Origin of the sequence: Amycolatopsis sp. NPDC059657 (assembly GCF_042734395.1) — a bacterium.
Taxonomy (GTDB): Bacteria; Actinomycetota; Actinomycetes; order Mycobacteriales; family Pseudonocardiaceae; genus Amycolatopsis.
This window is the reverse complement of sequence record NZ_JBHWEB010000005.1, coordinates 134,663-157,660: the sequence shown is the minus strand read 5'-3', so window position 1 is coordinate 157,660 and position 22,998 is coordinate 134,663. Positions and strand designations below refer to the sequence as shown.

25 protein-coding genes are annotated in these 22,998 nt (G+C 67.7%); 7 read left to right on the top strand and 18 right to left on the bottom strand.

The window, feature by feature from the left end; all coding sequences use genetic code 11:
- Positions 1-13 precede the first annotated feature (13 nt).
- On the top strand, positions 14-745 hold the full coding sequence (locus tag ACFV15_RS04845) for a hypothetical protein (RefSeq protein WP_378348789.1): 732 nt from the start codon (positions 14-16) through the stop codon (positions 743-745).
- On the opposite strand, the gene ACFV15_RS04840 is transcribed toward ACFV15_RS04845, so the two are convergent.
- Together ACFV15_RS04840 and ACFV15_RS04835 are read right to left on the bottom strand one after the other, a co-directional pair.
- Entirely contained in the window at positions 731-1,345 is a 615-nt protein-coding gene (locus ACFV15_RS04840) for a LysE family translocator (RefSeq protein WP_378348788.1), read from the bottom strand. The genes ACFV15_RS04845 and ACFV15_RS04840 overlap by 15 nt on opposite strands.
- A 10-nt stretch (positions 1,346-1,355) precedes the next feature.
- Positions 1,356-2,333, bottom strand: coding sequence for a hypothetical protein (locus ACFV15_RS04835; RefSeq protein WP_378348787.1), 978 nt, complete (start codon positions 2,331-2,333; stop codon positions 1,356-1,358).
- Positions 2,334-2,490: 157 nt separating this feature from the next.
- Here ACFV15_RS04835 and ACFV15_RS04830 point away from each other — a divergent pair, with 157 nt between their 5' ends.
- Complete coding sequence (locus ACFV15_RS04830; RefSeq protein ID WP_378348786.1) at positions 2,491-3,279, top strand: DUF2470 domain-containing protein; 789 nt, start codon at positions 2,491-2,493, stop codon at positions 3,277-3,279.
- A gap of 114 nt (positions 3,280-3,393) precedes the next feature.
- Here ACFV15_RS04830 and ACFV15_RS04825 read toward each other — a convergent pair whose 3' ends face one another.
- On the bottom strand, positions 3,394-3,855 hold the full coding sequence (locus ACFV15_RS04825) for a PPOX class F420-dependent oxidoreductase (RefSeq protein ID WP_378348785.1): 462 nt from the start codon (positions 3,853-3,855) through the stop codon (positions 3,394-3,396).
- A 23-nt stretch (positions 3,856-3,878) separates the two neighbouring features.
- Here ACFV15_RS04825 and ACFV15_RS04820 point away from each other — a divergent pair, with 23 nt between their 5' ends.
- On the top strand, positions 3,879-4,679 hold the full coding sequence (locus ACFV15_RS04820) for a CPBP family intramembrane glutamic endopeptidase (protein ID WP_378348784.1): 801 nt from the start codon (positions 3,879-3,881) through the stop codon (positions 4,677-4,679).
- Here ACFV15_RS04820 and ACFV15_RS04815 read toward each other — a convergent pair.
- Positions 4,676-5,188 carry a DM13 domain-containing protein gene (locus ACFV15_RS04815; RefSeq protein ID WP_378348783.1) on the bottom strand — a complete coding sequence of 171 codons (513 nt, stop codon included), beginning with the start codon at positions 5,186-5,188 and terminating at the stop codon, positions 4,676-4,678. The two genes, ACFV15_RS04820 and ACFV15_RS04815, sit on opposite strands and share 4 nt — an antisense overlap.
- Before the next feature lie 134 nt (positions 5,189-5,322).
- Here ACFV15_RS04815 and ACFV15_RS04810 point away from each other — a divergent pair, with 134 nt between their 5' ends.
- Both ACFV15_RS04810 and ACFV15_RS04805 read left to right on the top strand, forming a co-directional pair.
- Entirely contained in the window at positions 5,323-6,507 is a 1,185-nt protein-coding gene (locus ACFV15_RS04810) for an arginine deiminase (protein WP_378348812.1), read from the top strand.
- 151 nt (positions 6,508-6,658) lie between these two features.
- Positions 6,659-7,210, top strand: a complete 552-nt coding sequence (locus ACFV15_RS04805; protein ID WP_378348782.1) for a ferritin — start codon at positions 6,659-6,661, stop codon at positions 7,208-7,210.
- Positions 7,211-7,291: 81 nt separating this feature from the next.
- Here ACFV15_RS04805 and ACFV15_RS04800 read toward each other — a convergent pair whose 3' ends face one another.
- The 4 genes from ACFV15_RS04800 to ACFV15_RS04785 form a co-directional block, all read right to left on the bottom strand.
- Complete coding sequence (locus ACFV15_RS04800) at positions 7,292-8,107, bottom strand: hypothetical protein (protein WP_378348781.1); 816 nt, start codon at positions 8,105-8,107, stop codon at positions 7,292-7,294.
- On the bottom strand, positions 8,104-8,625 hold the full coding sequence (locus ACFV15_RS04795; protein WP_378348811.1) for a SigE family RNA polymerase sigma factor: 522 nt from the start codon (positions 8,623-8,625) through the stop codon (positions 8,104-8,106). Before ACFV15_RS04795 ends, ACFV15_RS04800 begins: the two co-directional genes overlap by 4 nt.
- A gap of 181 nt (positions 8,626-8,806) precedes the next feature.
- Positions 8,807-9,160, bottom strand: a complete 354-nt coding sequence (locus ACFV15_RS04790) for a DUF952 domain-containing protein (RefSeq protein WP_378348780.1) — start codon at positions 9,158-9,160, stop codon at positions 8,807-8,809.
- Positions 9,157-10,032 (bottom strand): DUF5926 family protein, encoded by an 876-nt coding sequence (locus tag ACFV15_RS04785; protein ID WP_378348779.1) that lies wholly within the window; start codon positions 10,030-10,032, stop codon positions 9,157-9,159. The genes ACFV15_RS04790 and ACFV15_RS04785 overlap by 4 nt, the downstream gene beginning before the upstream one ends.
- Before the next feature lie 162 nt (positions 10,033-10,194).
- Here ACFV15_RS04785 and ACFV15_RS04780 point away from each other — a divergent pair, with 162 nt between their 5' ends.
- Both ACFV15_RS04780 and ACFV15_RS04775 read left to right on the top strand, forming a co-directional pair.
- Positions 10,195-10,557: a hypothetical protein gene (locus ACFV15_RS04780; RefSeq protein WP_378348778.1), complete on the top strand. Its 363-nt coding sequence runs from the start codon at positions 10,195-10,197 to the stop codon at positions 10,555-10,557.
- A gap of 56 nt (positions 10,558-10,613) precedes the next feature.
- Complete coding sequence (locus tag ACFV15_RS04775) at positions 10,614-11,771, top strand: cytochrome P450 (RefSeq protein ID WP_378348777.1); 1,158 nt, start codon at positions 10,614-10,616, stop codon at positions 11,769-11,771.
- Positions 11,772-11,877: 106 nt separating this feature from the next.
- On the opposite strand, the gene ACFV15_RS04770 is transcribed toward ACFV15_RS04775, so the two are convergent.
- From ACFV15_RS04770 to ACFV15_RS04725, 10 genes are all read right to left on the bottom strand, one after another.
- The gene (locus ACFV15_RS04770; protein ID WP_378348776.1) at positions 11,878-12,750 is read right to left on the bottom strand and encodes a DUF4328 domain-containing protein; all 873 of its coding nucleotides are present in this window, start codon (positions 12,748-12,750) and stop codon (positions 11,878-11,880) included.
- A gap of 66 nt (positions 12,751-12,816) precedes the next feature.
- Positions 12,817-13,167, bottom strand: coding sequence for a rhodanese-like domain-containing protein (locus ACFV15_RS04765; RefSeq protein WP_378348775.1), 351 nt, complete (start codon positions 13,165-13,167; stop codon positions 12,817-12,819).
- Between the two features lie 33 nt (positions 13,168-13,200).
- Positions 13,201-14,832, bottom strand: a complete 1,632-nt coding sequence (locus tag ACFV15_RS04760; protein WP_378348774.1) for a cation acetate symporter — start codon at positions 14,830-14,832, stop codon at positions 13,201-13,203.
- A complete protein-coding gene (locus tag ACFV15_RS04755; protein WP_378348773.1) occupies positions 14,829-15,164 on the bottom strand; it encodes a DUF485 domain-containing protein in 336 nt (111 codons plus the stop codon). Before ACFV15_RS04755 ends, ACFV15_RS04760 begins: the two co-directional genes overlap by 4 nt.
- Positions 15,165-15,364: 200 nt before the next feature.
- A complete protein-coding gene (locus ACFV15_RS04750; protein ID WP_378348772.1) occupies positions 15,365-17,200 on the bottom strand; it encodes a cation acetate symporter in 1,836 nt (611 codons plus the stop codon).
- Positions 17,201-17,229: 29 nt separating this feature from the next.
- Positions 17,230-17,733, bottom strand: a complete 504-nt coding sequence (locus tag ACFV15_RS04745) for a hypothetical protein (protein WP_378348771.1) — start codon at positions 17,731-17,733, stop codon at positions 17,230-17,232.
- A 4-nt stretch (positions 17,734-17,737) separates the two neighbouring features.
- Positions 17,738-18,574 carry a LytR/AlgR family response regulator transcription factor gene (locus ACFV15_RS04740; RefSeq protein ID WP_378348770.1) on the bottom strand — a complete coding sequence of 279 codons (837 nt, stop codon included), beginning with the start codon at positions 18,572-18,574 and terminating at the stop codon, positions 17,738-17,740.
- A 145-nt stretch (positions 18,575-18,719) separates the two neighbouring features.
- Positions 18,720-20,150 carry a glycoside hydrolase family 16 protein gene (locus tag ACFV15_RS04735; RefSeq protein WP_378348769.1) on the bottom strand — a complete coding sequence of 477 codons (1,431 nt, stop codon included), beginning with the start codon at positions 20,148-20,150 and terminating at the stop codon, positions 18,720-18,722.
- 245 nt (positions 20,151-20,395) lie between these two features.
- Positions 20,396-21,241 (bottom strand): S49 family peptidase, encoded by an 846-nt coding sequence (locus ACFV15_RS04730; protein WP_378348768.1) that lies wholly within the window; start codon positions 21,239-21,241, stop codon positions 20,396-20,398.
- A 181-nt stretch (positions 21,242-21,422) separates the two neighbouring features.
- Positions 21,423-22,709, bottom strand: a complete 1,287-nt coding sequence (locus ACFV15_RS04725; RefSeq protein ID WP_378348810.1) for a sensor histidine kinase — start codon at positions 22,707-22,709, stop codon at positions 21,423-21,425.
- Between the last annotated feature and the right edge of the window lie 289 nt (positions 22,710-22,998).

Here is a 22,998-nt window from a genome sequence, read left to right as displayed (position 1 = left end):
GCCACAATTCCTTATGCGCTTCGGCAAAGAACTGCTCGACAGATGGGGCGTGCTGCTCGCCGCCACCTCAGCAGGCGCGGCATGGGCGGTCCAGCTGCCCGTCGCCGCCGCCATCGGGGTGGGTGTGGTCGCGCTCGTCGCGCGTGCGGGCATCGCGACCTTGAGTCGTGAGAAGGAGACCGTCGCCGCGCTGCCGGACGTCGACACACACTCCGAAGAAGGCCATTGGCTGCGGCGTGCCCGTACCGCGGCCAGTGGCTTCGAGTCGGTCAGCAAGTCCCTTGTGGACACTCCGCTGGCCGACCGGGTCACCGCGATGGGCGCCGGCGTCCAGGAGACAGTGACCACGCTGCACCGGCTCGCCGGGAGGGTGGCCACCACCGGCAAGGCGCTGAGCCGCATCGATCCGGCAGGGCTGGCCGCCGAGCGGTCGCGGCTGGCCGCGAGCCTGCGCACCGCCACCGAGGACGTGCGGACGGACCTGCGCCACGCGATGGACTCGGTGCAGGCGCAGGAAGACGTGCACGCCAGGCTTTCTGGCGCACGGAACAAGCTCCTCGCGCAGCTGCAATCCGGCGCGCTCGGGCTGGAGAGCCTGGTCGCCCGTGTCGTCGAACTCTCCGCGGTGACCGGCGACGCGCACGTCGACACCGGCACGATCATCGAGCTGACCGAGCAGCTCGAAGGGATCAGGCGCGGGGTCGTCGAAACCGAAGAGACGACCAGGCGGTCACTGGGCGGCTAGCCGGACCCCGAGCGCGACCAGCAGACCGCCGGTGACCGTGTCGATCGCCCGGCGGACCCGGCGTTTCGTGAACATCCGCCGCATCGCGCCGACGACGTTCGCCACCACGGTGAACCACACGACGGTCACCGCGACCGGGACCAGCACGAACAGCGCGGCATCGGCGAAACTGGCGTGCGCCGGCAGGAACTGCGGCACGAGCGCGACGAAGAAGACCGCGCACTTCGGGTTGAGCACGTTGCCGACCAGGCTCTGCCGGAAGGCGCGCGTGCTGTTCCCGTCGGCGCGGGGAAGCTCCGTGTACTCACCGCGACGTGCGGCGCGCAACGCCTGAACGCCGAGATAGAGCAGGTAGGCCGCGCCGATCAGCTTGACCACGAAGTACGCCTCGGCCGACGCCGCGAGCAATCCGGCGAGCCCGAAGACGGCGACTACCGACCAGACGAGCACACCTGCCGCCACGCCGAGCATCGCGGCGAGGCCGCCTTTGCGGCCGGAGACGAGCGAATGCCTGAGCACCATGGCGAAGTCCGGGCCTGGCGACATCGCCGCCAGCAGAACCACACCGGCGAAACCGAGAACTTGCCCCCAAGTCGTCATGCCACCGACGTTAGCCCAGCTTGACGTTGGCCAGCAGCGGATATCCCGGCAACCCGATCCGCACGGCCTTGCCGGGCCGCGGCTCGCCGAAAACCCACATCCGGCCGGTCGCCTCGATATTGGCCAGCAGGTTGACGTTCGCCCTGACGAACTTCACCCGGACGACGCGGCCGTCGGAGAGCCGCACGTGTCCTGCCCCGCTCACCATGGCCGTGCCGGAATGCTTGATCGGCCCGTCGAGGGTGGCGGCCAGTTCGGTCCACCGGTCCGCGTACGTCGACCGGCCCCAGGCCAAGGTCTTGATCAACGCGACCACGATCACCACGATCACGCCCCCGGTCAGCACCAGCGGCGGAAGTGACAACGGCCAGGGCATGGTCAGCGACAAGCTGATCATCCAAGCGACAGCCAGCACGTAAGCCACCATCAGAAGCGCCGTCAGTCTCCGCGTGTAGTTCCAGTAGGCCCGCACGACGGGATCCTCACGCGGCGAACTGGGCGCCGGTGACCGGTGCAGCGGCTTCGACCCCGGCGCGGGTTCCGGCGCCGCTTTCGCCATCCATCCGGTGCCCATGCCTGGCACCACGACGACGAGACTGCCCTGGTCGTCAGGTCCCACCACCCAGGCCTTGCGCTGGGCGGCGATCAGCAGCCGGTTGCAGTCAAAGGTGCGGAACACCGCCCACCCGCCGTCGGGCAGCCGGATGCTCACCTTGGCTCCCGTGACCAGCACTGACCCCTCGGCGAGCGTGAACTGCCGGAAGAACGCGTCCCGGAGGCGGAGCGCGCGTGCGGGGCGGGTGAACCACCAGTACTGCCAGACGGCCAATGTGCACCCGATGAACAGCAAAGGAGGCAGGTTGCGCGGTCCGCCGGTCCACACCGACACGGCCGTCACCGCGAGCCCCACGGCCAGCAGGGCGGCCGCGATGGGCGCCCACTTGTTGGCGGCCTTGAGCTGAGCGCCGAGTACCTGATCTTCGCCCATCGGTAGGTCCGTTCTCGGCTCGCGGACCCGAACGCGCTCTGTTTCCACTGGTCAATCCCCCTGACGGTGGTTTGACGGCAGGATATCCGTCACCCTCTCGCGGGGCTTCACAAACTCGCCGAAGTCAGGTTAGGCTCACCTAAGTAGGAGGTGAGCCGTGACCGAGACATCCATCAGGCGCCCGCCGGCGCCGAACCCCGCGGAGCGCGCGAAGACCATCGCCACCCGCAACGGACCGGCGACGTTGATGCCCACCGTCGAGCGTGACGACCGGCAGACCGAACGGGTCGTCCCCGTGCTCCACCACGTGCATGTCAGCGGCAGCGTCAGCGTCCTGCTGCCGGACGACCACTCGATGGTCATCGCCACCCGCACCACCTCGCGCGGCGAACTCGCCGTGATGGTCGAGCTGACCGACAACGCGCCGATCGACCTGCGCGAGCCGGTACGCGGCCTGCTGTGGATCACCGGCTGGCTGCGCCCGCTCAAGCCGGACGCGGCCCGCGCCCGCGCCATCTCGATCGCGGAAACCCGCCCTGACCACCGGCTGCTCGACGTCGGCCACGGCATGACGCTGCTGCGCCTGACCCCGGCCTCCCTCGTGCTCGCCGACGCCGAGGGCACCCACTCACTGCGGCCGCACATGTTCAGCGCCGCCGCACCCGACCCGTTCCACGACTACGAGACCCAATGGCTGCGCCACCTCGAAAGCAGCCACCCCGACGTCGTCGACCAGCTAGCGAAACACCTCCCGCCCGCCTTGCGCGACGGCGTCATCCGCCCACTCGGCCTCGACCGCTACGGCCTCCGCCTGCGCGTCGAAGCCGACACGGGCGACCACGACGTCCGCCTCGCCTTCTCCCGCCCGGTCGACGGCCCACCCCAGCTCGCGGCCGAACTCCGGCGCCTGGTCGGGTGCCCCTTCCTGGCCAAACGCGCCACCTGACCCAGGGAAAAAAATCCCAATGCGGCATTGGTCAGTTTTCAGCACGCCAATGTGGCTTTCGTCAGCTCTGAGCTGACGAAAGCCACATTGGGATTTTTTTGACCGGACGAGGGGTCAGGCGAGGGAGGCGGGGAAGCCGCCGGTGGCGATGGGGCCCCACCGGTCGATGGTCACGCGGATGAGGCTTTTTCCTTGGCGGGTCATGGCTTCGCGGTATTCGTCCCAGTCGGGGTGTTCGCCCGAGATGCTGCGGAAGTACTCGACCAGCGGCTCGACCGAGTCTGGCAGGTCGAGCACCTCGGCCGAGCCGTCGAGCTGGACCCACGGGTCGTTCCACTCGTCGGAGATCACGCAGGCGGACACGCGGGGTGAGCGCCGGATGTTCACGACCTTCGCACGTTGGGGGTATGTCGAGATGACCAGGCGGCCTTGCGAGTCGACGCCACAGGTGACCGGTGAGAGCTGCGGTCCGCCGTCGGCGCGGGTGGTCATCAGGATGGCGCGGTGGCGGGTGCGCAGGAATTCGACGAGCGCTTCACGGTCGACTTTGCTGTTGGTGGCGATGTTGCGAGACATGCTTCGAAAGGTAACGTGCGCGGGTGCGTCCATGGCTGAACCCCGAGCGTCCGACACTGCCGGTGCAGATCGAGGATCCCGCCGAACGGCGCGCGATCGTCATCGAGCTGTGGATCGTTTTCGGGATCACGCTCGGCCTGTCCGGCGCGCGGAGCCTGCTGTCCCTTGTGGACTCGTTGCTGAAGCCGGTTCCACTGAAGCAGCAACAGGTCGCGATCAACGTGCCGCAGGCGACGCTCGATCTGGTCGACCTGCTCAAGCAACTGCTCAGCGCCGCGCAGCTGGTCGGCTGGGGCGCGCTCGGGGTGTACCTGCTCTGGCGGGCGGGGCTGAAACTCAAGGACATCGGTCTCGACAAGCGGAAACCCCGCCGCGACGTGCTGCACGGCATCGGGCTGGCCGCGCTCATCGGGATTCCGGGGCTGGTGCTGTATTTCGTCGGCTACGCGCTCGGTTTCAACCTGGCCGTGCTGCCCTCGACGCTCGGCGACACCTGGTGGCGGCCGATCACGTTGACGATCTCCGCCTTCGGCAACGCGTTCGCCGAGGAGGTGCTGGTGGTCGCCTACTTCCTGACCAGGCTGCGCCAGCTCGGGCTGCGCGAGAACTCGTCATTGATCACGGCCGCCGTATTGCGCGGGTCGTACCACCTTTACCAAGGCTTCGGCGGATTCGTCGGCAACTTCGTGATGGGCCTCGTCTTCGGCCGGTTCTGGCAGAAGACCAACCGGCTTTGGCCGCTCGTCGCCGCGCACACCCTGCTCGATTTCGTGTCGTTCGTCGGTTACGCGCTGCTGAAGAACAAGATCTCCTGGCTGCCCTAGAGATCCAGCGGCGCCGAGCCGAACGCGACGTTGAACCGGTCGCACCAGATGACCACACTGTGAAGCCCGGCCAGTTCCGCGTCCGCCGGAATCGGGTAGTTCTGGTTCCCGTCGGTGGCCTTGAGCGACCCCAGCTTCACGACCCGGCCGTCGTCGTATTTGCCCCACGAGCCGCCCGCCGCCGCGTCGGTCAGCCAAACGTGCAGGTCAGGCCCATCCGACGAGGACAGGTCTTCCAGCCGGAGCACCCGCGAGCCGCCGACGTCGAGTACCCGCGCCGTCCCCTTCGTCTCGTGCTCCTGGCTGACGAACGCCCCTGAGGCCAGTTCCACCGGTGCCGCCACGGGCTTTTCCACCGGCTGGGAAGCGGTGACGACCGGCAGCGACTCGTCGAGGTTGCTGTGTGTGAACGCGCGCCATGGTTCGAACACCCAGAGTCCCGCCACGAGTGCCACCACCGCGAGCGCCAGCACGAGTTTGGTGCTCTTTTTCCGCAACAGGACACGCATCCGTCAACTCCATTCCGCCACCCGGTCAGATTCTTCTATCAAAACGGCCGGATGCGTTCTTTATCATCCCCATTTCCCTTACCGAGTCATTACGCTCGTCTACCGTGATCAGTGAATCCGCAAGCGCGCCCCGCGTGGACAGCGAAGTCGGACCGCTCCGCGCGGTTCTGCTCCACCGGCCGGGAAACGAGCTCAAGAGGCTCACCCCGCGCAACAACGACCAACTCCTGTTCGACTCGATCCCGTGGGTGGACCGCGCGCAGGAGGAGCACGACGCGTTCGCCGAGGTGCTGCGCGGGCGCGGCGTCGAAGTGGTGCTGCTCGCCGACGCGCTACGGACCGCGCTGGAGGACCCGCGCGCGCACGCGGCCGGGGTGCACGCCGCCGTCGATGACCGCAGGCTAGGCAACGACCTCGGCGACTCACTGCGCTCGCACCTGTCCGGAGTGGACGCGCCGGCGTTGGCCGAAGCGCTGATGGCGGGCATGACCTTCGAGGAGCTGCCGAGTTCCGAGGGCGCGTCGCTGGTGCGGAAGATGATCCACCCGCACGACTTCGCGGTCGATCCGCTGCCGAACCTGCTCTTCACCCGCGACTCGTCGGCATGGATCGGCGATCGCGTGGCCATCTCGTCGCTGACGATGCCCGCCCGGCGCCGCGAGACCGCGCTGCTCGACCTCATCTACGCGTACCACCCGCGCTTCCGGCACGCGGCGCGCGCGTACGGCGCGCACTCGGCGCCGATCGAGGGCGGTGACGTCATGCTGCTTTCGCCTGGCGTGCTCGCCATCGGCGTCGGCGAGCGCACCACGGCAGCCGGCGCGGAGTCGCTCGCCAGGTCCGTGTTCGCCGACGACATCGCGCACACCGTGCTCGCCGTGCCGATCGAGCAGTCGCGCGCGACCATGCACCTGGACACCGTGTGCACGATGGTCGACTCCGACGCGGTGGTGATGTACCCGCTGTCCCGCGATTCGCTGACCGCGTTCACCATGCGCCCGAACGGCGAAGGCTCCGTCAAGGTCGACGGCCCGAAGCCGTTCCTGACCGCGGCCGCCGAGGCGATGGGCATCGACAAGCTACGCGTGATCGACACCGGCCTCGACCCCGTCACCGCCGAGCGTGAGCAGTGGGACGACGGCAACAACACGCTGGCGCTCGCGCCCGGCGTGGTCGTCGGCTACGAGCGCAACGTGGAGACGAACGAACGGCTGCTCGCCGCCGGTATCGAGGTGCTGCCGATCGCGGGCTCCGAACTCGGCTCCGGCCGTGGCGGACCGCGCTGTATGTCCTGCCCGGTGCAGCGCGACCCGCTGTAAATAAGATAAGCCTCACCTAATTGATTTCGAAATCAATTAGGTGAGGCTTACCAAAATTAGTGCTCCCTGGCTTTGGGAATGGTAACCTAATAGGGGGTAGATCACCAGTTCAAATTGGAAAAACTGGACTGGTTCCATTATCGTTATGGGCATGGCCCTCCTCAAGAAAGAACCGCGCTCGAAGTTCTACGAACTGCTGCAGGCGCAGGTGCACAACGAGTTCAATGCCTCCCAGCAGTACATCGCGCTGGCCGTCTGGTTCGACGCCGAGGACCTGCCCCAGCTCGCCAAGCACTTCTACCGGCAGTCGGTCGAAGAGCGGAACCACGCGATGGCGCTCGTGCAGTACATGCTCGACACCGACCACCACGTGGAAATCCCGTCGACCGGTGATGTCCGCAATGACTTCTCCGATGTGAGCGAACTGCTCCAGCTCGCACTCGAGCAGGAAAAGGAAGTCGCCTCCGACATCAAGCAGATCGCCAAGGCCGCGCGCGCCGAAGAGGATTACATGGGCGAGCAGTTCACCCAGTGGTTCCTCAAGGAGCAGGTCGAGGAAATCGCCGCCATGAACACGCTGGTGACCATCGCGAAGCGCGCGAACGGGAACCTCTTCGAAATCGAGGCGCACCTGCACCGCGAGACCGTCGGCGACGGTGGCGCCGACGCCGCCATGCCGCCGGTCGCGGGCGGTGCGCTCTAGGCCGGCACGACTGCTCCCACCACAAGAAGAACCCGGGCCCTCCCCCTGTGGATGGCCCGGGTTCTTCCTTATGCGGACTGCTTAGCCGCAGCCCTGCCTGTTGTTGGCCTTCAGCACCACACTCTTGACCTTCGAATTGCTCAGCGCGAACTCGTAGCTGGTGGTGCCCAGGTTGACACTGGGAAGCTGCCCGTTCGTGGGGACCTTGTAGATCGTCCCCACGTCTTCCACCGTCGAACCGGTCCCGACGCCTTCCGGTGTGTGTGAGGACGCCGGCAGGATCGCCGTGACCCCGGCCGTCTCGGACAAGTAGATCCTGATGTCGCCCACCTGCCCCGTCACCTTGGTCACCTTGCCGAAGGCGCAGGTGGTACCCGACTCCTTCGCGAAAATGATCCCGGCGGCGGTGAGCTGCGCCTCGGTCATGCCGAGCGTCAGGTTGCCGAGCCCGGAATGTCCCAGCAAGGATCCGGTCATTATCTTGGTCGGCCCGTCCGGCTTCGCGGCGGTCGTCGGCGTGGTCTTCTGCGTTGTCGAAGTGGTGAGCGGGGCGGAGTTGCTCTGCGACGTCTGTCCAGGCGGCGCCGGCAGCGCGGTCCCACCCCCACCGGTCGACTCCGGCGCGGCGCCGGACGCGGCGGCCTGGCTCGCCGCCGTCGACATGGCGGCTTGGGTGTCGCGTTCCTGCACCTTCGCGAAGGTCACCCCGCCGACGACCAGCACCGACGCCATGGCGACACCGCCAGCGGCCGTCATGGTCTTGCGCCGGTTCCGCCGTCGCCTGGCACCCGCGACGATCGTTTCTCCGGCGCCTTCCTTGGGCTGGAGGCCGCCGAGCCGATCGTCGGCGAACAACTGCCGCAGCTTGGCGTCCAGCTCGTCATCGGATGTGATCAACTTGCCTCCCTCCCTTCGCTCATCTCCGGCAGCGCCAGCTTCGTACGCAACGAAGCGATGGCCTTGCTCGCCTGGCTCTTCACGGTGCCCTGCGTGACGCCGAGCGTGGCCGCGATCTCCGCCTCGGACAGTCCTTCGTAATAACGCAGGACCATCACCGCTCGTTGCCGCGGTGGTAGCGCACGTAGCGCTTGCCACAGTGGCTCGTGCTCGAACGGGTCCGCCGGCGCGAACGGCTGCGTGTCCGGCAGGTCGGCCACCAGGTTCTCACGCCGGGTCCGGCGCCAGCGGCTGACGTGCGCGTTCGCCATGGACCGGCGGACGTAGGCGATCGGGTCGCCGGTCTTGCGCTGGACGTGCGTCCACCGTGAGCCGATCTTCTCGAGCACGGTCTGGACCAGGTCGGCGGCGTCGTGCGGGTTGCCGGTGAGTGCGTACCCGTAGCGGAGCAGCCCTGGCAGGCTCGTCTCGACGAAGGAGCTGAAATCGACCAGCTCCGAGGCGCTGTCACCCGTCACCGACCAGGTTTCCGACCCGGGTAGCGCGGTAGCCGCAGCGGTCACCGCGTCGCCTCCCTCCAGCACGTCTCTTGGCGTCGCTCTGTCGCCACCCGGAAAACGCACCACAGCCCCCAGAGGTTGCCTTCATACCGCGCTCAATCGAAAAGACGCCCGACGAACGCTCTCGTTCCGTTTTTCGTCAGCGTCGCGCAAGTGTTACCGGAAGGCGGAACCTGCCGTCACCGTCCACCGGGAAATCATGCACCGCGACCACCGCGACCTGCGGAATCGGTCCATAGACATGCGGGAACCAGACGCCGTCCGGCTGCTCGGGAACCCCCGGCTCCCACCGTAGCGGGACACCGAGTTTCGCGGGGTCGATTTCCAGCACGACAAGCCCGCTCTGCCCAGCGAAAAGCGCATTGGCCGGCAGGTGCAGGGTGCCGAAATCAGAACAGTGGATGAATCCGGCGTCCTTGAGTGACGCCGCCCGATAAGTGCCGCCATCAGGCACCGCCGCCCACTCGGCGGCGGTGCAGATGTGCAGGATCACCGCAAGGTGAGCTGGCGGCCGATGAGCCCGTCACGCGAGCGGCGCTCTGCCGCGTTCAGCGGCTCGGTGTCGAGCGACTTCAGTGCGCCGTCCAGCCGGGTGCCGAGCTGGGTGGCGGCGTCGGCCCACTCGCGGGCGTGCGCCTCGGGGTCGAGGTCCCACACCGGCACGAGCAGCCCGTGCGCGCGGAACGAGCCCGCGTAGCGCGAGCCTTCGCCGAGGCCGATCTCACCGGCGGCGGACAGCCGCGCAAGCGCTTGCAGCAGCAGGTTCTCCTGCTCGGGGCGAACCCAGCGCAGGTGCGCCTTCTCGCCGGCGAGCACCCAGTACGAGCCGGTGCCGAGCCGCTCGGTCGGCATGATGGCCGAGTTGGCGCGCTCCAGCGAGAGCGCGACCTCACCGCTGGCGTCGGCGTCTTCCGGCAGCCACCACGCGAAGTCCTGGTGCAACTCGACGTCGAGCTCGGCATCCGCGACCAGCAGGTCCTGGAGGCGCTCGCCCTCGCCGGGCTCGCTCAGCGTGTCCGGCACGGCCAGCACGTCGCCGGGCTTGGCGTCGGCCACCCACTTGAGTGCGCGGCCGAGGTCACGCGAGATGTCGGAGGACCGGGTCTGCACCTGCATCCCGATGAACGCCTCGCCATCGGAGCGCACGAACGCGGCAGCGGCCATCGGCAGCACGGTGCCGAGCGTGACCTTCTTGTCGCTGTCCTTCAGCGTCAGCCTCGCCGTCGCCGACGGCACGAACTCACGCAGCGCGATGAGCTCCGGCTCCGCGGCGAGCCCCTCGAAGGGCTGGCCGACGAAAACGTCGCGCACCTTCGGCTTGCGGTCCGTCGTCTTGGGACCCTTCTTGCGCCCGCCCTTGCCCACGTCAGCCTCCTCATAGGTTCAGCGCGATGACGCTATCGAAGGGTTGGCCGCGCGCCAGGCCCGACCCCCGCGACCACGGTTTCAGCCAAGGCTGAAAACGGTTTACGCACCCCGAAGCCGTCAGTAGACAGGGGCTGTACAGACAATCGGACTGGGGAGATCATGAAGAAAATCGCGACGATCGCCGCTGTGGCGGGCGCCATGCTGGTCGGTGCCATACCCGCGAACGCCACTGTTCAGGCCTGGGACTGCGAGAACCAAGGAAGCTGCTTCCTCGGCAGCGGCCCCTTCCCCGGCGGCACGATCTCGATCGACGTCGACGCGGGCAGGGTCGACGGCCCCGTCGGCCCGAACGAGACACTCAGCTGGTCTCTTCAGGGCGTTCCTGGCTGTCGCACCACATTCACGGTGGACGCTCCCCCGCAGTCCTGGGTCTGCCGCGACGTTCCAGCGGGCAGCTACACACTGCAGGCGATCGCACCCGGCTCCTACCGCTACAACTGGGACCTCGGTTTCCGCTGGTAGTGAGCTCCTCCGCGCTACCCGTTCGTTCGGGCGGGTAGCGCGGTTAGGCTCGCGCCATGTTCGACCCCCGCGACCCCGTCTTCCTGGCCGACCCGTACCCGGCTTTCGCCGAGCTGCGCGCCGGGGGCGAGGTGCACCGGCACGACGGTCTCGGCATGGCGGTGACCGTCTCGCACGCTGCCACCTCCGCCGTGCTGAGGCACCGCGGGCTCGGCCGGATCTGGAGCGACGCCCAGCCGTTGGAGCGCTTCGCGTCGTTCAACCTCCTGCACCGCAACTCGCTGCTGGAGAGCGAACCGCCCGCGCACACCCGCCTGCGCAAGCAGATCTCGGGCGCGTTCGCCCGCGGCCACGTCCAACGGCTGAACGACCGGATCGCCGCGCTGGCGCACGGGATGGTGGACGAACTCGCCTGGAAGATCGCCGCGGACGGCGAGGCCGACCTGCTCGAGTTCGTGGCCCAGCCGCTGCCGGTCGCGGTGATCGCCGAACTGCTCGGCGTGCCGGAGGCCGACGGCCCGCGCATGGTCGCGTGGAGCAATGCCGTGGTGAAGATGTACGAGTACGGCATCCCCGAGTCCGACCGCGACGCGGCCGAAACGGCGGCGGGCGAGTTCGTCGACTACGTCCGTTCGCAAGCCTCGAAGCCGCGCTCCGGCGACCTGATCAGCGACCTGCTGCGGTCGGAACTGACCCCCGACGAGCTGGTCGCGACGGCGGTACTGGTGCTGATGGCCGGGCACGAGGCGACGGTCAACGTGCTCGGTAACGGCGTCTCCGCGCTGCTCACCCACCGCGCGCAATGGGAACGCCTGGTCGCCGACCGTGGTCTGCTCGACACCTGCGTCGAGGAACTCATCCGCTTCGACGCGCCACTGCAGTTGTTCGAGCGGACCGCGACCACGGACGTCGAAATCGCGGGCTACCGGCTCGCGCCCGGCGACAAGATCGGCGCGCTGCTCGGCGCGGCCGCCCGCGACCCGCTCGTCTTCACCGACCCGGACACGCTGGACATCTCCCGATCCCCGAACGCCCACCTGGGCTTCGGCGCGGGCATCCACTACTGCGTCGGCGCCCCACTGGCCCGAGTCGAGATCTCGGCCGCTTTGGACGCCCTCGCGACCCGCCTACCCGGCCTCCGCCTCGCGGCTCCCCCACCCCGGCGCCCCGAATTCGTGATCCGGGGCCTCCGAACCCTGCTGGTCACCGCCTGACCCTGGGAAAAAAATCCCAATGCGGCATTCGTCAGGTTTCAGCACGCCAATGTGGCTTTGGTCAGCTCAAAGCTGACCAAAGCCACATTGGGATTTTTTTCCCTGGCTAGCGGCGGGTGCCGAAGGGGCGGGTCGGGCGAAGCTCAGGCTCGGGGGCACCGGTGACCTTGAGGACTTGGCGGGCCGTCGCCTTGGTCAGGGTGATCGGGGCCAGCAGCTCGGTCGTGCGGCGGACCAGGATGGCCGTGACGATGGCGAGCGCGGCGGCGGCGAAGTCGGTCAGTGCGACCAGGACGACGGAGTCGGCCATGGCCTGGATGCCGTCGCGCATGCGCCACCAGAGCGCGGTGACCAGGAGGAGCCAGTTCAGGACCCACAGGCCCCACCAGGTGAAGACCAGGCGGGACGGGGTCGGGCGCCGGTCAGGGGAGCGGCGGAGCACGGAGTGTTCCAGCTCGGCCATGATCGAACCGGCCATCACCAGGTTCAAGCCGGGCACGAGCATGCCGAGCAGCACCTCGCGCGAGGTGCGGGACGGCTCTTCGTCGGCGGCGTCGGCGGCCGCGACCCTGGCGACGAACAGCCACCAGAGGGTCAGGCCGGCCGGGACCAGCGAGAAGATCGTCGCCAGTAGACCGGCCGTGACCACGAGGGTGTCCGACGCCTCGACCACGTTCGTGGTCAGCGCCGAGTTGCGCGACTGCACGAGCAGCACATAACGCCAGATTTCCGCGGCGCCGGCCACCAGTGCCAAGCAAGCCAGGAACCACAGTGAGCCGAACGTGCTGCGCGCGATCACGCGCAGGCGCTGGACCGGGCTCTGCACGTCCGAGGCCGTGCCGGGTACCGCGGTCGGCGACCGCCAGGTCAGGTTGGGGAAACCCCAGCGCGGCGTCACCGCGTAGCGCGGCGGGCCGAGATAGCGCTGCGGTGGCATCGCGCGGCGCTGCGGCATCGCGCCCGGTGGCGGCGTCGCCACCCACCGGACCCGGACCGGCCGATATTGCGGCCGTACGGGCGGTGGGAACTGACCTGGCTGCATGGGTTAGAGGATTTCCGGCTCGCCGCCGGACTCGCCGACGACCTCGCGGCCCTCGGCGTCCCACGACTTCATGCCACCCGAGACGTTGACCGCGTCCCAGCCGCTGGCGTTGAGCCACGCGGTCGCGCGCGCGGACCGGCCGCCGCTGCGGCAGACCACGTACACCGGGCCATCCGGCAGATCGGCCAGTTCACCGACCCGCGACGGCAGCTCGCCGAGCGGGATGTGCACGGCCTTGGGCGCGTGCCCGGCCTGCCATTCGTCGTCCTCGCGGACGTCGAGCAGCACACCGTCGGCTGGCAGGTCCGCGATGTTCACGGCCGGGATTTCTGCAGGGCTCACCACGTTCTCCATGCTCCCATGGGCTGACGTATCGCGCGTGTGAGGCTAGTGCTCGATGGCCTTCTCGGCACCGGCACCGGTCAACGCGCGAACCTCCATCTCCGCGTACTTCTTCTCGTTGTGCTCCTTCGACAGGACCGTGCCGAGCCAGCCGAGGAAGAACGCGACCGGTATCGACACCAGTCCGGGATTGTCGAGCGGGAACCAGTGGAAGTCGACGCCTTGGATCATCGACGCGCTCTTGCCCGTCTTCGGGTCGACCGGTTTGCCGGACACCGCGGGCGAGAACACGATCAGCACGATCGTCACCAGCAGGCCGCCGTAGATGCTCCACAGCGCGCCCTGGGTGTTGAACCGCTTCCAGAACAGCGAGTACAGGATCGTCGGCAGGTTCGCCGACGCCGCCACCGCGAACGCCAGCGCGACCAGGAACGCGATGTTCTGCCCGTTGGCCAGGATGCCGCCCGCGATCGCGACCGCGCCGATCACCAGCGCCGTGATCCTGGCGACCTTCACCTCGGCGTCCGGGTCCTCGACCTTGCCCTTCTTGATGACGTTCGCGTAGACGTCGTGCGCGAACGAGGCCGACGCCGTGATGGTCAGCCCGGCGACCACCGCGAGGATCGTCGCGAACGCGACCGCCGCGATGAACCCGAGCAGCACCGGCCCGCCGAGCGCCTGCGCGAGCAGCGGCGCCGCCGAGTTCACCCCGCCGGGTGCGCTGCTGATGGTCGACGGCCCGACCAGCGCGCCCGCGCCGTAGCCGAGCACCAGCGTGAACAGGTAGAACACGCCGATCAACGCGATCGCCCACACCACGGAGCGACGTGCGTCCTTCGCGGTCGGCACGGTGTAGAAGCGCATCAGGACGTGCGGCAGGCCAGCGGTGCCGAGCACCAGTGCGATGCCGAGCGAGAGGAAGTCCAGCTTGGTCGTGCCGGTCTTGCCGTACTGCTTGCCTGGTCCGAGGATCGCCTCGCCACCCTTGCCGGCCTTGTCGACCGCGCTCTGCAGCAGTGACGACAGGTTGAAGCCGTACTTCCCGAGCACCCAGACGGTCATCGCGAACGCGCCGACGATGAGCAGCGCGGCCTTGATGATCTGCACCCACGTGGTGCCCTTCATGCCGCCGACCAGCACGTACACGATCATCACGACACCGACGACGGCGATCACCAGCGCCTGGCCCGCCTTGCCCTCGATGCCGAGCAGCAGCGCGACCAGGCCGCCGGCGCCCGCCATCTGCGCGAGCAGGTAGAAGAACGAGACGACCAGCGTCGACGTGGCCGCCGCGGCGCGCACCGGACGCTGCTTCATACGGAACGCCAGCACGTCACCCATGGTGAACTTGCCGGTGTTGCGGAGCAGCTCGGCGACCAGCAGCAACGCGATGAGCCACGCGACCAGGAAGCCGATCGAGTACAGGAACCCGTCATAGCCGTTGATCGCGATCGCGCCGGCGATGCCGAGGAACGAGGCCGCTGACAGGTAGTCACCGGAGATGGCGATGCCGTTCTGCGGACCGGTGAACGCGCGCCCGGCGGCGTAGTAGTCCGAAGCGGTCTTGCTGTTGCGGCTGGCGCGGAACACGATCACCAGGGTGATCACCACGAACACGCCGAAGATGCCGATGTTGAGCGCCGGGCTGCTGCCCGCCACGCCTGCCGCGAGAGTCATCGTTCACCCCGTTCGATCTTCGCGCGCAGTTCGTCGGCGACCGGGTCGAGCTTGCGGTTGGCGTAGCGGACGTACAACCAGGTGATGAGGAAGGTCGAGACGAACTGGAGCAGGCCGAGTACGAGGCCGACGGTGATGTTGCCGACGACCTTGGTGGCCATGAACTCGTGCGCGTAGTCGGCTAGGAGCACATAGAGCAGGTACCAGAGGAGGAAGAGCGCCGAGACGGGGAAGACGAAGCTGCGCAATCTGCGCCGCAGCTCGACGAATTCAGGACTGGCCTGGATCCGTTCCCACTCCGTGTCGTCGTTGAGGTCTTGTTCCGCGCTCATCCCGGACCTCCTCGTTCAGCGATTCCACCATTCAGGTGACGAGCCGATCAACAAATCTAGCCGGATCATCGTTGAGCGGCACGCTAGGGAGATCATGCTCCTGGTCAGCAAGAATGCTGATAATCCGATCGAGTGAACGACGTAACCCTGCGTATAGCAATCCGGCTGTCACGCTCTGACCACTCGGATGATTGACGGGATTACTTGCGGTGCCTGCCACGGGCCGCGGGCTTGGCCTTCTCCGCCTTCTCCGCCTTTTCGGCCTTCTCGACCTTGTCGTGCTTCTCTTCCGCCTGGCCGAAACGTGCGACCGCACGGTCGCGCATGAAACCGAGCGGATCGGGCGCGTGCAATCGCAACATGACACTGTTGAGGTCGTCAGGGACGCCGTATTTGGTCGCCCTGCTGACGAACCAGCACGTGAAGAAGGCCGCGGGCACCGTGATCAACGCGGGCTGGACGACGAACCACGGCGCCCAGCCGCCGGTATAACCGCTCACGATGTTCGCCCCCAGCGCGGCCAGCACCATCCCGCCGCCGACCACCATGCCTGCCATCGCACCCGGCCAGCTGAGCTTGCGCCACCAGATACCGAGCACGAGCAGCGGCGAGAACGTGGACGCGGCCAGCGCGAACGACATCCCCACCGACAGCGAGATGTCCTCCGGCCGCAGCAGCACGGCCAGCGCCATCGGCGCGATCGCCACGATCCCGGTCGCGACCCGGAAGTCACGCACCCGGCCGGGCAGCACGTCGGTCGAAACCACCCCGGCGACACTCACCAGCAGCCCCGACGAGCTGGACAGGAAGGCCGCGAACGCGCCGGCCGCCGTCACCGCGCCGAGGATCTGGCCTGGCAGTCCCGGCAGCATCGCCGACGGCAGCCGCAGCACGGCCGCGTCGGTCTTGCCGGTGACGAGCAGTTCCGGCACGTACATCCGCGACAGCGCGCCCAGCAGCGTCGGGAACAGGTAGAACAGTCCGAGCAACAGCAACACGTGCACGGTGGTGCGGCGCGCGGCCTTGCCGTCCGGGTTCGTGTAGAAGCGGACCAGCACGTGCGGCAGGCCCATGGTGCCGAGGAAGAGCGCGAAGATCAGCGAATACGTCTGCAGCAGATCGGTGCCACTGCCCGAACTCGGCCGCAGCCAGTTCGCGTTGGTCGTCGGCGCGTCGCTGATCACCGGGACCGGCGTGCCCTTCTTGAACACCAGCCGGGTGCCCTCGGCCACCGAGTGCTTGATGTCCGGCGCCCAGATCGCCTCGCCGTCGGCAGGCCCTCGGTCGACCGTCCCGTGCGCTTCGAGCGTGGTCCGCGTGGTGACGCTGACGAACACGTCGGCCTGCACGGTGACCTTGGTGTCGTTGAGGAAGACCGGCGGCGCCGGGTCGCCAAGGCCTCGCGTGCCACCGGGGCTGCCGCCGGTCACGAACACCAGGCACAGCACGAACGTCGGCGCCGCGATCGCGAACAGCTTGAGCCAGTACTGAAACGCCTGCACGACGGTGATCGCCCGCATGCCGCCCGCGATCACGTTGAACGCGACCAGGAACATCACCAGCACCGCGCCGAACCACGGCGGCACCGGCAAGATGGTCGCGAGCGTCAGCCCGGCGCCCTGCAGCTGCGGGACCATGTAAAGGATCCCGATGAACACCACGAACGCGGTGGAGAACTTGCGCAGTGACTTCGACCCGAGCCGCGCCTCGACGAAGTCGGGCAGCGTGTACGCGCCGGACCGCCGCAGCGGCGCGGCGACGAACAGCATCAGCGCCAGATAACCCGCGGTGAACCCGATCGGGAACCACAGCGCGTCCGCGCCTTCCTTGAGCACGATGCCCGCGACACCGAGGAACGAGGCGGCGGACAGGTACTCGCCGGAGATCGCGGCCGCGTTGCGCCGCGACCGGACCGTACGCCGCGCGACCAGGAAGTCATGGGTGGTGACGGCGAACCGGGACGAGCGGTGACCGAGGTAGAAGGTCGCCACGGCGACCAGCACGATGCCGGTCAACGCCCATGGGTTCAGCTGCACGGGGAAATCCTCGCATGAGGGCAGGCAAATCAGTTCTCGATCATGTCCACGAAGTCGCGCTCATGGCGTTCGGCGAGCCGGTTGTACCAGATGCCGACGCCGAAGAGCAGCGGAAACGGCGCCACGCCGAGCAGCAGCCACGGCAGCGGGACCCCGATGATCGTGACCCGCCCGAACGCCGGCAGGAAGTAGAAGAGCGCAGGCAGCGAGCCCAGCAGCACGATGACCAGCCCCCAGAGCAGCATCCCGGTCTTGAGCTGCGCCTTCACCAGGTCCTTGATCAGCAGCTCACCCCAGCTGGTCTGCTCTTCGAGCTCGACCCGCGCGCGCAATGTCCCAGCAGCCTGGCGAGGGTCCGCGAGGATGACCCTGGTGCGCTTGATCTTCGGCAGCTCCGGCTGCGGCATCGGCTCGGTCGGTGCGGCCACCGGCTCGACGACCGCGCGTTCCGGCGGGAGGTTCGCCTTCTTGCCGAGCGTGGGGTCCGGTTCGCGGACCCCGTTCACCCGCCGGTAGAAGTCCTCGCTGGTCATGGCGCTAGCCGTTTCGGCCGGAGCCGACCAGTCGGTCCTTCAGCTCGCGGGTGTGGCGGCGGCTGACCGGCAGCACCTTCTCCTCGTTGCCGATGACCACCTGGTAGCCGCCCTGCGCCATCCGCAGTTCGGTGATCAGTGGCAAGGCGACCAGAAAGGAACGGTGGATGCGGACGAAGCCCGCCTTCTCCCAGCGCTCTTCGAGCTGCGCGAGCGGGATGCGGACCAGGTGGCTGCCGTCGGCGGTGAACAGCCGCGCGTAGTCACCCTGCGCCTCGACCCAGCGCACCGAGGAGCGCGGGATGAGCTTGGTGGTGCCGGCGAGTTCGACGGGGATGACCTCGCCGTCGTCCTTGACCGGCTCCGGCCCGCCGCCTGCCGACTGTGGCATCGGCCGGGTGTTCAGCTTCTCCAGCACCCGCTTGACAGCCTTGTCCAAGCGTTCCTGGTTGAACGGCTTGAGGACGTAGTCGACCGCGCCGAGATCGAAGGCGTTGACCGCCTCTTCCGAGTGTCCTGTCACGAACACGAGCACCGGCGGCGGCTGCAACGCGGCGAACACCCGTGACATCTCCATCCCGGACAGGCCGGGCATGTGGATGTCGGAGAACACCGCGTCGACCGGCGGCAGTCCCCTTTCCTTACGGGCACGCAGTTCGTCGCCGTCGGAAGCGATGAGGCGGCGCAGGGCCTCGGAGGCGTCTACCGCACTGAACACCTTCCCGATGTTCGGGTTGTTGGTCAGGCAGTGGACTAGCGCGGTCAGCCCGTGGGGCTCGTCGTCAACAGCGAGGACGACGAGCCGGCGGGTGTCATCTTGAGCACTCACAGTGATTCGCATCCTGCCTATTGCGAGTCACGATGTCCAGCCCGCCCGGCACCCTCGCCCGGATGAGATGGAGTCGAAACCGCACCACTCAACTCTCGGTGTCAGTGTCCCCCGCGCCGGGGACACCGACACCTCGAGTAATTCAGCGGATTCCGTGCTAGTGCGCGAAAGTGAACCAGTTGACGCTCACGTAGTCGGCGGGCTGCCCACTCGTGAAGGTCAAGTACACGTTGTGCGTGCCGGTGATCGCGCTGACATTGGCGGGCACAGTACGCCAGCTCTGCCAGCCGCCGGTGTTCGCGATGGCGAAAGTGCCGACGGGTGCGCTGGCCGGACTGTCCAATCGGACTTCGACGAGACCGCTCACGCCGCCGCCCGCCCCGGACGCGACCCGCGCCTGGAACTGATGCGCCGCGCTGGAGCCGAAGTTGACGTTCGGGTACATCGCCCAGTCGCCGTTGCCGAGCGGGCCGATGTTCTGGCCGCCGCCGGTGTCGGTGGTGGTCTGCTTGGCGACGCCCGCCGACTGCGTGTACGACTCCGCCTGGATCGTGCCGTAGGCGTCACCACCACCAGGCCCGGTCGGAGTCGTCGGCGTGGTCGGGGTCGTGGGCGTTGTCGGGTTGGTGGTGCCGCCCGATCCCTTGGTCGTCACGGTCACGTAGTCGACGACCATCGGGTGGCCGGGGACGATGCCGGGGCCCGGCGTCGTGGTGCCGGAGTTGTTGTTCGGGAAGGCACCGCCGATCGCGACGTTGAGCAGGATGAAGTACCCGGCGTGGCCGGTCATCGCGTTCCAGGTGCCCGCGTCGACCTGGTTCTGGCTGACCGAATGGAACTGCTGGCCGTCCACGAACCAGCGGAAGACCTGTGGGCTGACGCTCGCGTCCCACTCGAACCGGTAGGTGTGGAACCCGGCTTGGCAGGTCGCGCCGGGGCAGGCGCGGTTGTTCACGATGCCGGTGGTCTCGTTGCACGGGCCGCCGGGGTTCACGCCGCAGTGCAGCACGCCCCAGACCGAGTTGATCCCGTTGACGTTCTCCATGATGTCGAACTCGCCAACGGACGGCCAATTCCAGTTGTTGCCGCGGTACGGGCCGCCGAGCGCCCAGAACGCCGGCCAGTAGCCGAGCGCGGCGGCGCCGGTGACGTTCGGCATCTGGATGCGGCTTTCCATCCGCATCACGCCGCCTGCCGGCGGCTTGAAGTTGAGCCGCTGCGTCTCGATGCGCGCCGAGGTCCAGTTGCCCGCGCCGTCGCGCAGCGGGGTGATCCGCAGGTTTCCCGCGCCATCGAGGGAAAGGTTGCTGGTGCTGTTGGTGTAGTTCTGGATCTCGCCAGTGCCCCAGTTCCCTGGTCCGCCAGGGTAGGAATGCCCGGTGTCGATGATCCAGTTCGCGCTGGACGGCAAGGTGTTCGCGCCGCCGGTGAAGTCGTCCGCGAACACGGTGGTCCAACCCGCTTCCGGGGGCGGGACCGCGGCTTGCGCGGAGTGGATGGTGAGCGGGACGGCGATCGCTGTCGCTGCTGCGGCCGCGCCAAGCGCGGTCCACATTCGACGCCTTCGGATGGCAAAACTGACGGGCATGGGTGACCTCCTCGTCAACCCGAACCGGCCGATGCTTCAGGATTTGTTGCCGGTCACAACAAAGCCTGCGCCCATGAGAACCCGAGGTCTAGACCAAGGCCTATCCGCCATTCGAGTGAATCAGTGACCTCTATCACATAGTGAGACGCCCGATTTGCCCGTTCCAATTCAAGTCCATGAATTGCAATGAAGGCCACACGCACGGCATCCAGCGCCGTACAGGTGGCCTTGATGGCTTCCGGATATCAGAGGCCGAAGCGGGACCAGGCTGCCTTTGTCGTGACAGCGTCGAGGATCGCCGACGCAGCGGCGGGCGCGCCGATGCCGAGCTTCGCGAGCAGCGCTTTTTTGGGCTCCGCAACGGAAATGTGCGCATCCGGGTAGCGCTCGGCGACCACCTCGCGCAGGCTGCCGAGGCCGTCGATCAACCCGAGTTCGACCGCTTTCTGACCGAGCCAGACATCGCCGGTGAAAAGATCTTCCGAGTCCGTGAGCTTCGTGCCACGGCGCTCCTTCACCCATTCCACGAACAATTCATGGAGCTGGGTGTGCATCTTCTTCAGCCACTCGACGTCCTCCGGCTTCTCCGGGCTGAACGGATCGAGCCGCGACTTGTTGGCGCCCGCGGTGTGCAGGCGGCGCTCGATGCCGAAGCGTTCGAGCAGCCCGGTGAAGCCGAAACCACCGCTGATCACGCCGATCGAGCCGACCATCGAGGTGCGGTGCGCGTAGATCTCGTCGGCGGCGCAGGCCAGCCAGTACCCGCCGGACGCGGCGACGTCCTCGCAGAAGGCCAGCACCGGCACGTTCTTCTTGTCGGCGAGCTGCCGGATGCGCTCGGCCACCAGGCCGGACTGGGTCGGCGCGCCACCTGGCGAGTTGATCTGCAGCGCGACCGCCTTCAGCCGGTCGTGCGCGAACGCCCTGGTCAGCGCCGACTCCACGGCGGCGAGGTTGATCGCGCCCCTGGCCAGCGGTGACGGCGACGGCGTGATGACGCCGTGCAGCTTCACCACGGCCACCACGTCTTTGTGCTCGACCCGGTCGGCCAGCATCGGGATACGGGAGGCGATTTTGTCCGTGACGCTCATAGAGCCAGCGTACGTAGTCAGGGCGCGTCTCGTGGGCCTTGTTCGCGATAGCCGAGCCCAGGCGGCCCCTGGCGGCACCGCGGGATCACCCGAGTACAACCCGGTACGAGGGAGATCCCACGGCACCGCCAGGAACCACCTGGATCTCGACTCTCATCGAACAAGGTCCACGAGACACGCCCTACGGGGCGTCGAGCATGCCGCTTCGCGAGCCGCTGAATTCGTCCGCGTCACGCGCTTCCTGCTCAGGCACCTCTGCCGAGTAGTCGGGCAGGTTGGGCCGCACACCGGGGACGAACTTGGGCACCCGCAGGGTGACCTTCATGCCTGCGCCGGGCGCCGTCTCGACCATCAGCGCGTAGTCACTGCCGAACACCTGCTGCATGCGCTGGTTGATGTTGCCGAGCCCGACGTGCGCACCGGTGCGGTGCGAACTGCGCAGCTCGGCGAGGCGTGAGGGGTCCATGCCGATGCCGTCGTCCTCGACGCTGATCAGCGCCTCGGCGCCGTAGTCCTGCGCGATGACGGTGACCGTGCCGCCGCCTGGCTTGCTCGCGAGTCCGTGCTTGACGGCGTTCTCCACCAGCGGCTGGATGATCAGGAACGGCACGACCACGCTGAGCACCTCCGGCGCGATCTTGAGACGCACGGTCAGCCGTCCGCCGAAGCGGGCGTTCTCGATGGTCAGGTACCGGTCGATGTTGCGCAGCTCTTCGGCGAGCGAAGTGAACATGCCCGAGGTCCTGAACGAGTAGCGGGTGAAGTCGGCGAAGTCCTGCAGTAGCTCGCGCGCCTCTTCGGGGTCCGTGCGGATCAGCGAGGAGATGGTGTTGAGCGCGTTGTAGACGAAGTGCGGCGAGATCTGCGCGCGCAACGCCTTGATCTCGGCCTGCTGCAGCTGGTGCTTGGACTCCTCCAGCCGCGCCAGCTCGAACTGCGTGCACACGAAGTGCGCGACCGCGTCGGCCATCTGGATCAGGCGGCCCCTGGTCCGGCCGACCACGATCAGCGCGGCCTCGGTCTCACCCTCGACGATCAGCGGCACGATGACCGCGGTGCGCATCTTGCAGGTGCCGCGGTGATTGCACGGCATCCGGTCGTGCTGCACGACCTCGCGGCGATGCTTGCGGATCGCGTTGCCGATGGCGTCGACCAGGTCGACGTAGTGATCGTTGGCCTCGCCGTCCCACGAGAGCAGCGTGCCCTCGCTGTCGGTGATGCCGACGGCGACGCACTTGAGCATTTCGAGCAGCTGCGTGGTGATCTTGTCCGCGGCTTCCTCGTCGAGCCCCTCGCGGAGATCCGGGGTCGCCTTCGAGAGGCCGTGCACGGCCTCGAGCACCGCGTCGTCGACCACGTTGCCCGGCCGCCGCGACTTGATCAGCAGCACCACGACCAGCACAGCGAGCAGTAGCGCGACACCCCAAGGGATGATCTGCGCGATCGGCAACCCGGACACGGCGTCAATGCTCTGCGCTCGGCCAACCGGGTGCAAGGTCTACTCTCCTACTTTCTGTGCCGCTTCGGAAACTGACGGTGGGGTCAACCCTACCCATGACCTGGGGGCTCCCTTGGTGGTCACACCCCGTATCCGTCGGCAAGGCCCTGAACATGACTTTGAGCAGATGATTGCCCACGGCGACCGTTGCCCCGTTGCTGGGGGTAACCGTTCCACCGGCCTCAGCGCTAGGTAACGATCGGGTCGGAACCGAGATCCGGCACCTCGTGCGGCCGCCCTCCGCACCTGACCCTGGGAA

Coding starts and splice junctions, on each gene's coding strand:
- ACFV15_RS04845 (WP_378348789.1), top strand. CDS start 14: ATGCGCTTCGGCAAAGAACTGCTCGACAGATGGGGCGTGCTGCTCGCC.
- ACFV15_RS04840 (WP_378348788.1), bottom strand. CDS start 1,345: ATGACGACTTGGGGGCAAGTTCTCGGTTTCGCCGGTGTGGTTCTGCTG.
- ACFV15_RS04835 (WP_378348787.1), bottom strand. CDS start 2,333: ATGGGCGAAGATCAGGTACTCGGCGCTCAGCTCAAGGCCGCCAACAAG.
- ACFV15_RS04825 (WP_378348785.1), bottom strand. CDS start 3,855: ATGTCTCGCAACATCGCCACCAACAGCAAAGTCGACCGTGAAGCGCTC.
- ACFV15_RS04815 (WP_378348783.1), bottom strand. CDS start 5,188: ATGCGTGTCCTGTTGCGGAAAAAGAGCACCAAACTCGTGCTGGCGCTC.
- ACFV15_RS04805 (WP_378348782.1), top strand. CDS start 6,659: ATGGCCCTCCTCAAGAAAGAACCGCGCTCGAAGTTCTACGAACTGCTG.
- ACFV15_RS04780 (WP_378348778.1), top strand. CDS start 10,195: ATGAAGAAAATCGCGACGATCGCCGCTGTGGCGGGCGCCATGCTGGTC.
- ACFV15_RS04775 (WP_378348777.1), top strand. CDS start 10,614: ATGTTCGACCCCCGCGACCCCGTCTTCCTGGCCGACCCGTACCCGGCT.
- ACFV15_RS04765 (WP_378348775.1), bottom strand. CDS start 13,167: ATGGAGAACGTGGTGAGCCCTGCAGAAATCCCGGCCGTGAACATCGCG.
- ACFV15_RS04760 (WP_378348774.1), bottom strand. CDS start 14,832: ATGACTCTCGCGGCAGGCGTGGCGGGCAGCAGCCCGGCGCTCAACATC.
- ACFV15_RS04755 (WP_378348773.1), bottom strand. CDS start 15,164: ATGAGCGCGGAACAAGACCTCAACGACGACACGGAGTGGGAACGGATC.
- ACFV15_RS04745 (WP_378348771.1), bottom strand. CDS start 17,733: ATGACCAGCGAGGACTTCTACCGGCGGGTGAACGGGGTCCGCGAACCG.
- ACFV15_RS04740 (WP_378348770.1), bottom strand. CDS start 18,574: ATGCGAATCACTGTGAGTGCTCAAGATGACACCCGCCGGCTCGTCGTC.
- ACFV15_RS04735 (WP_378348769.1), bottom strand. CDS start 20,150: ATGCCCGTCAGTTTTGCCATCCGAAGGCGTCGAATGTGGACCGCGCTT.
- ACFV15_RS04730 (WP_378348768.1), bottom strand. CDS start 21,241: ATGAGCGTCACGGACAAAATCGCCTCCCGTATCCCGATGCTGGCCGAC.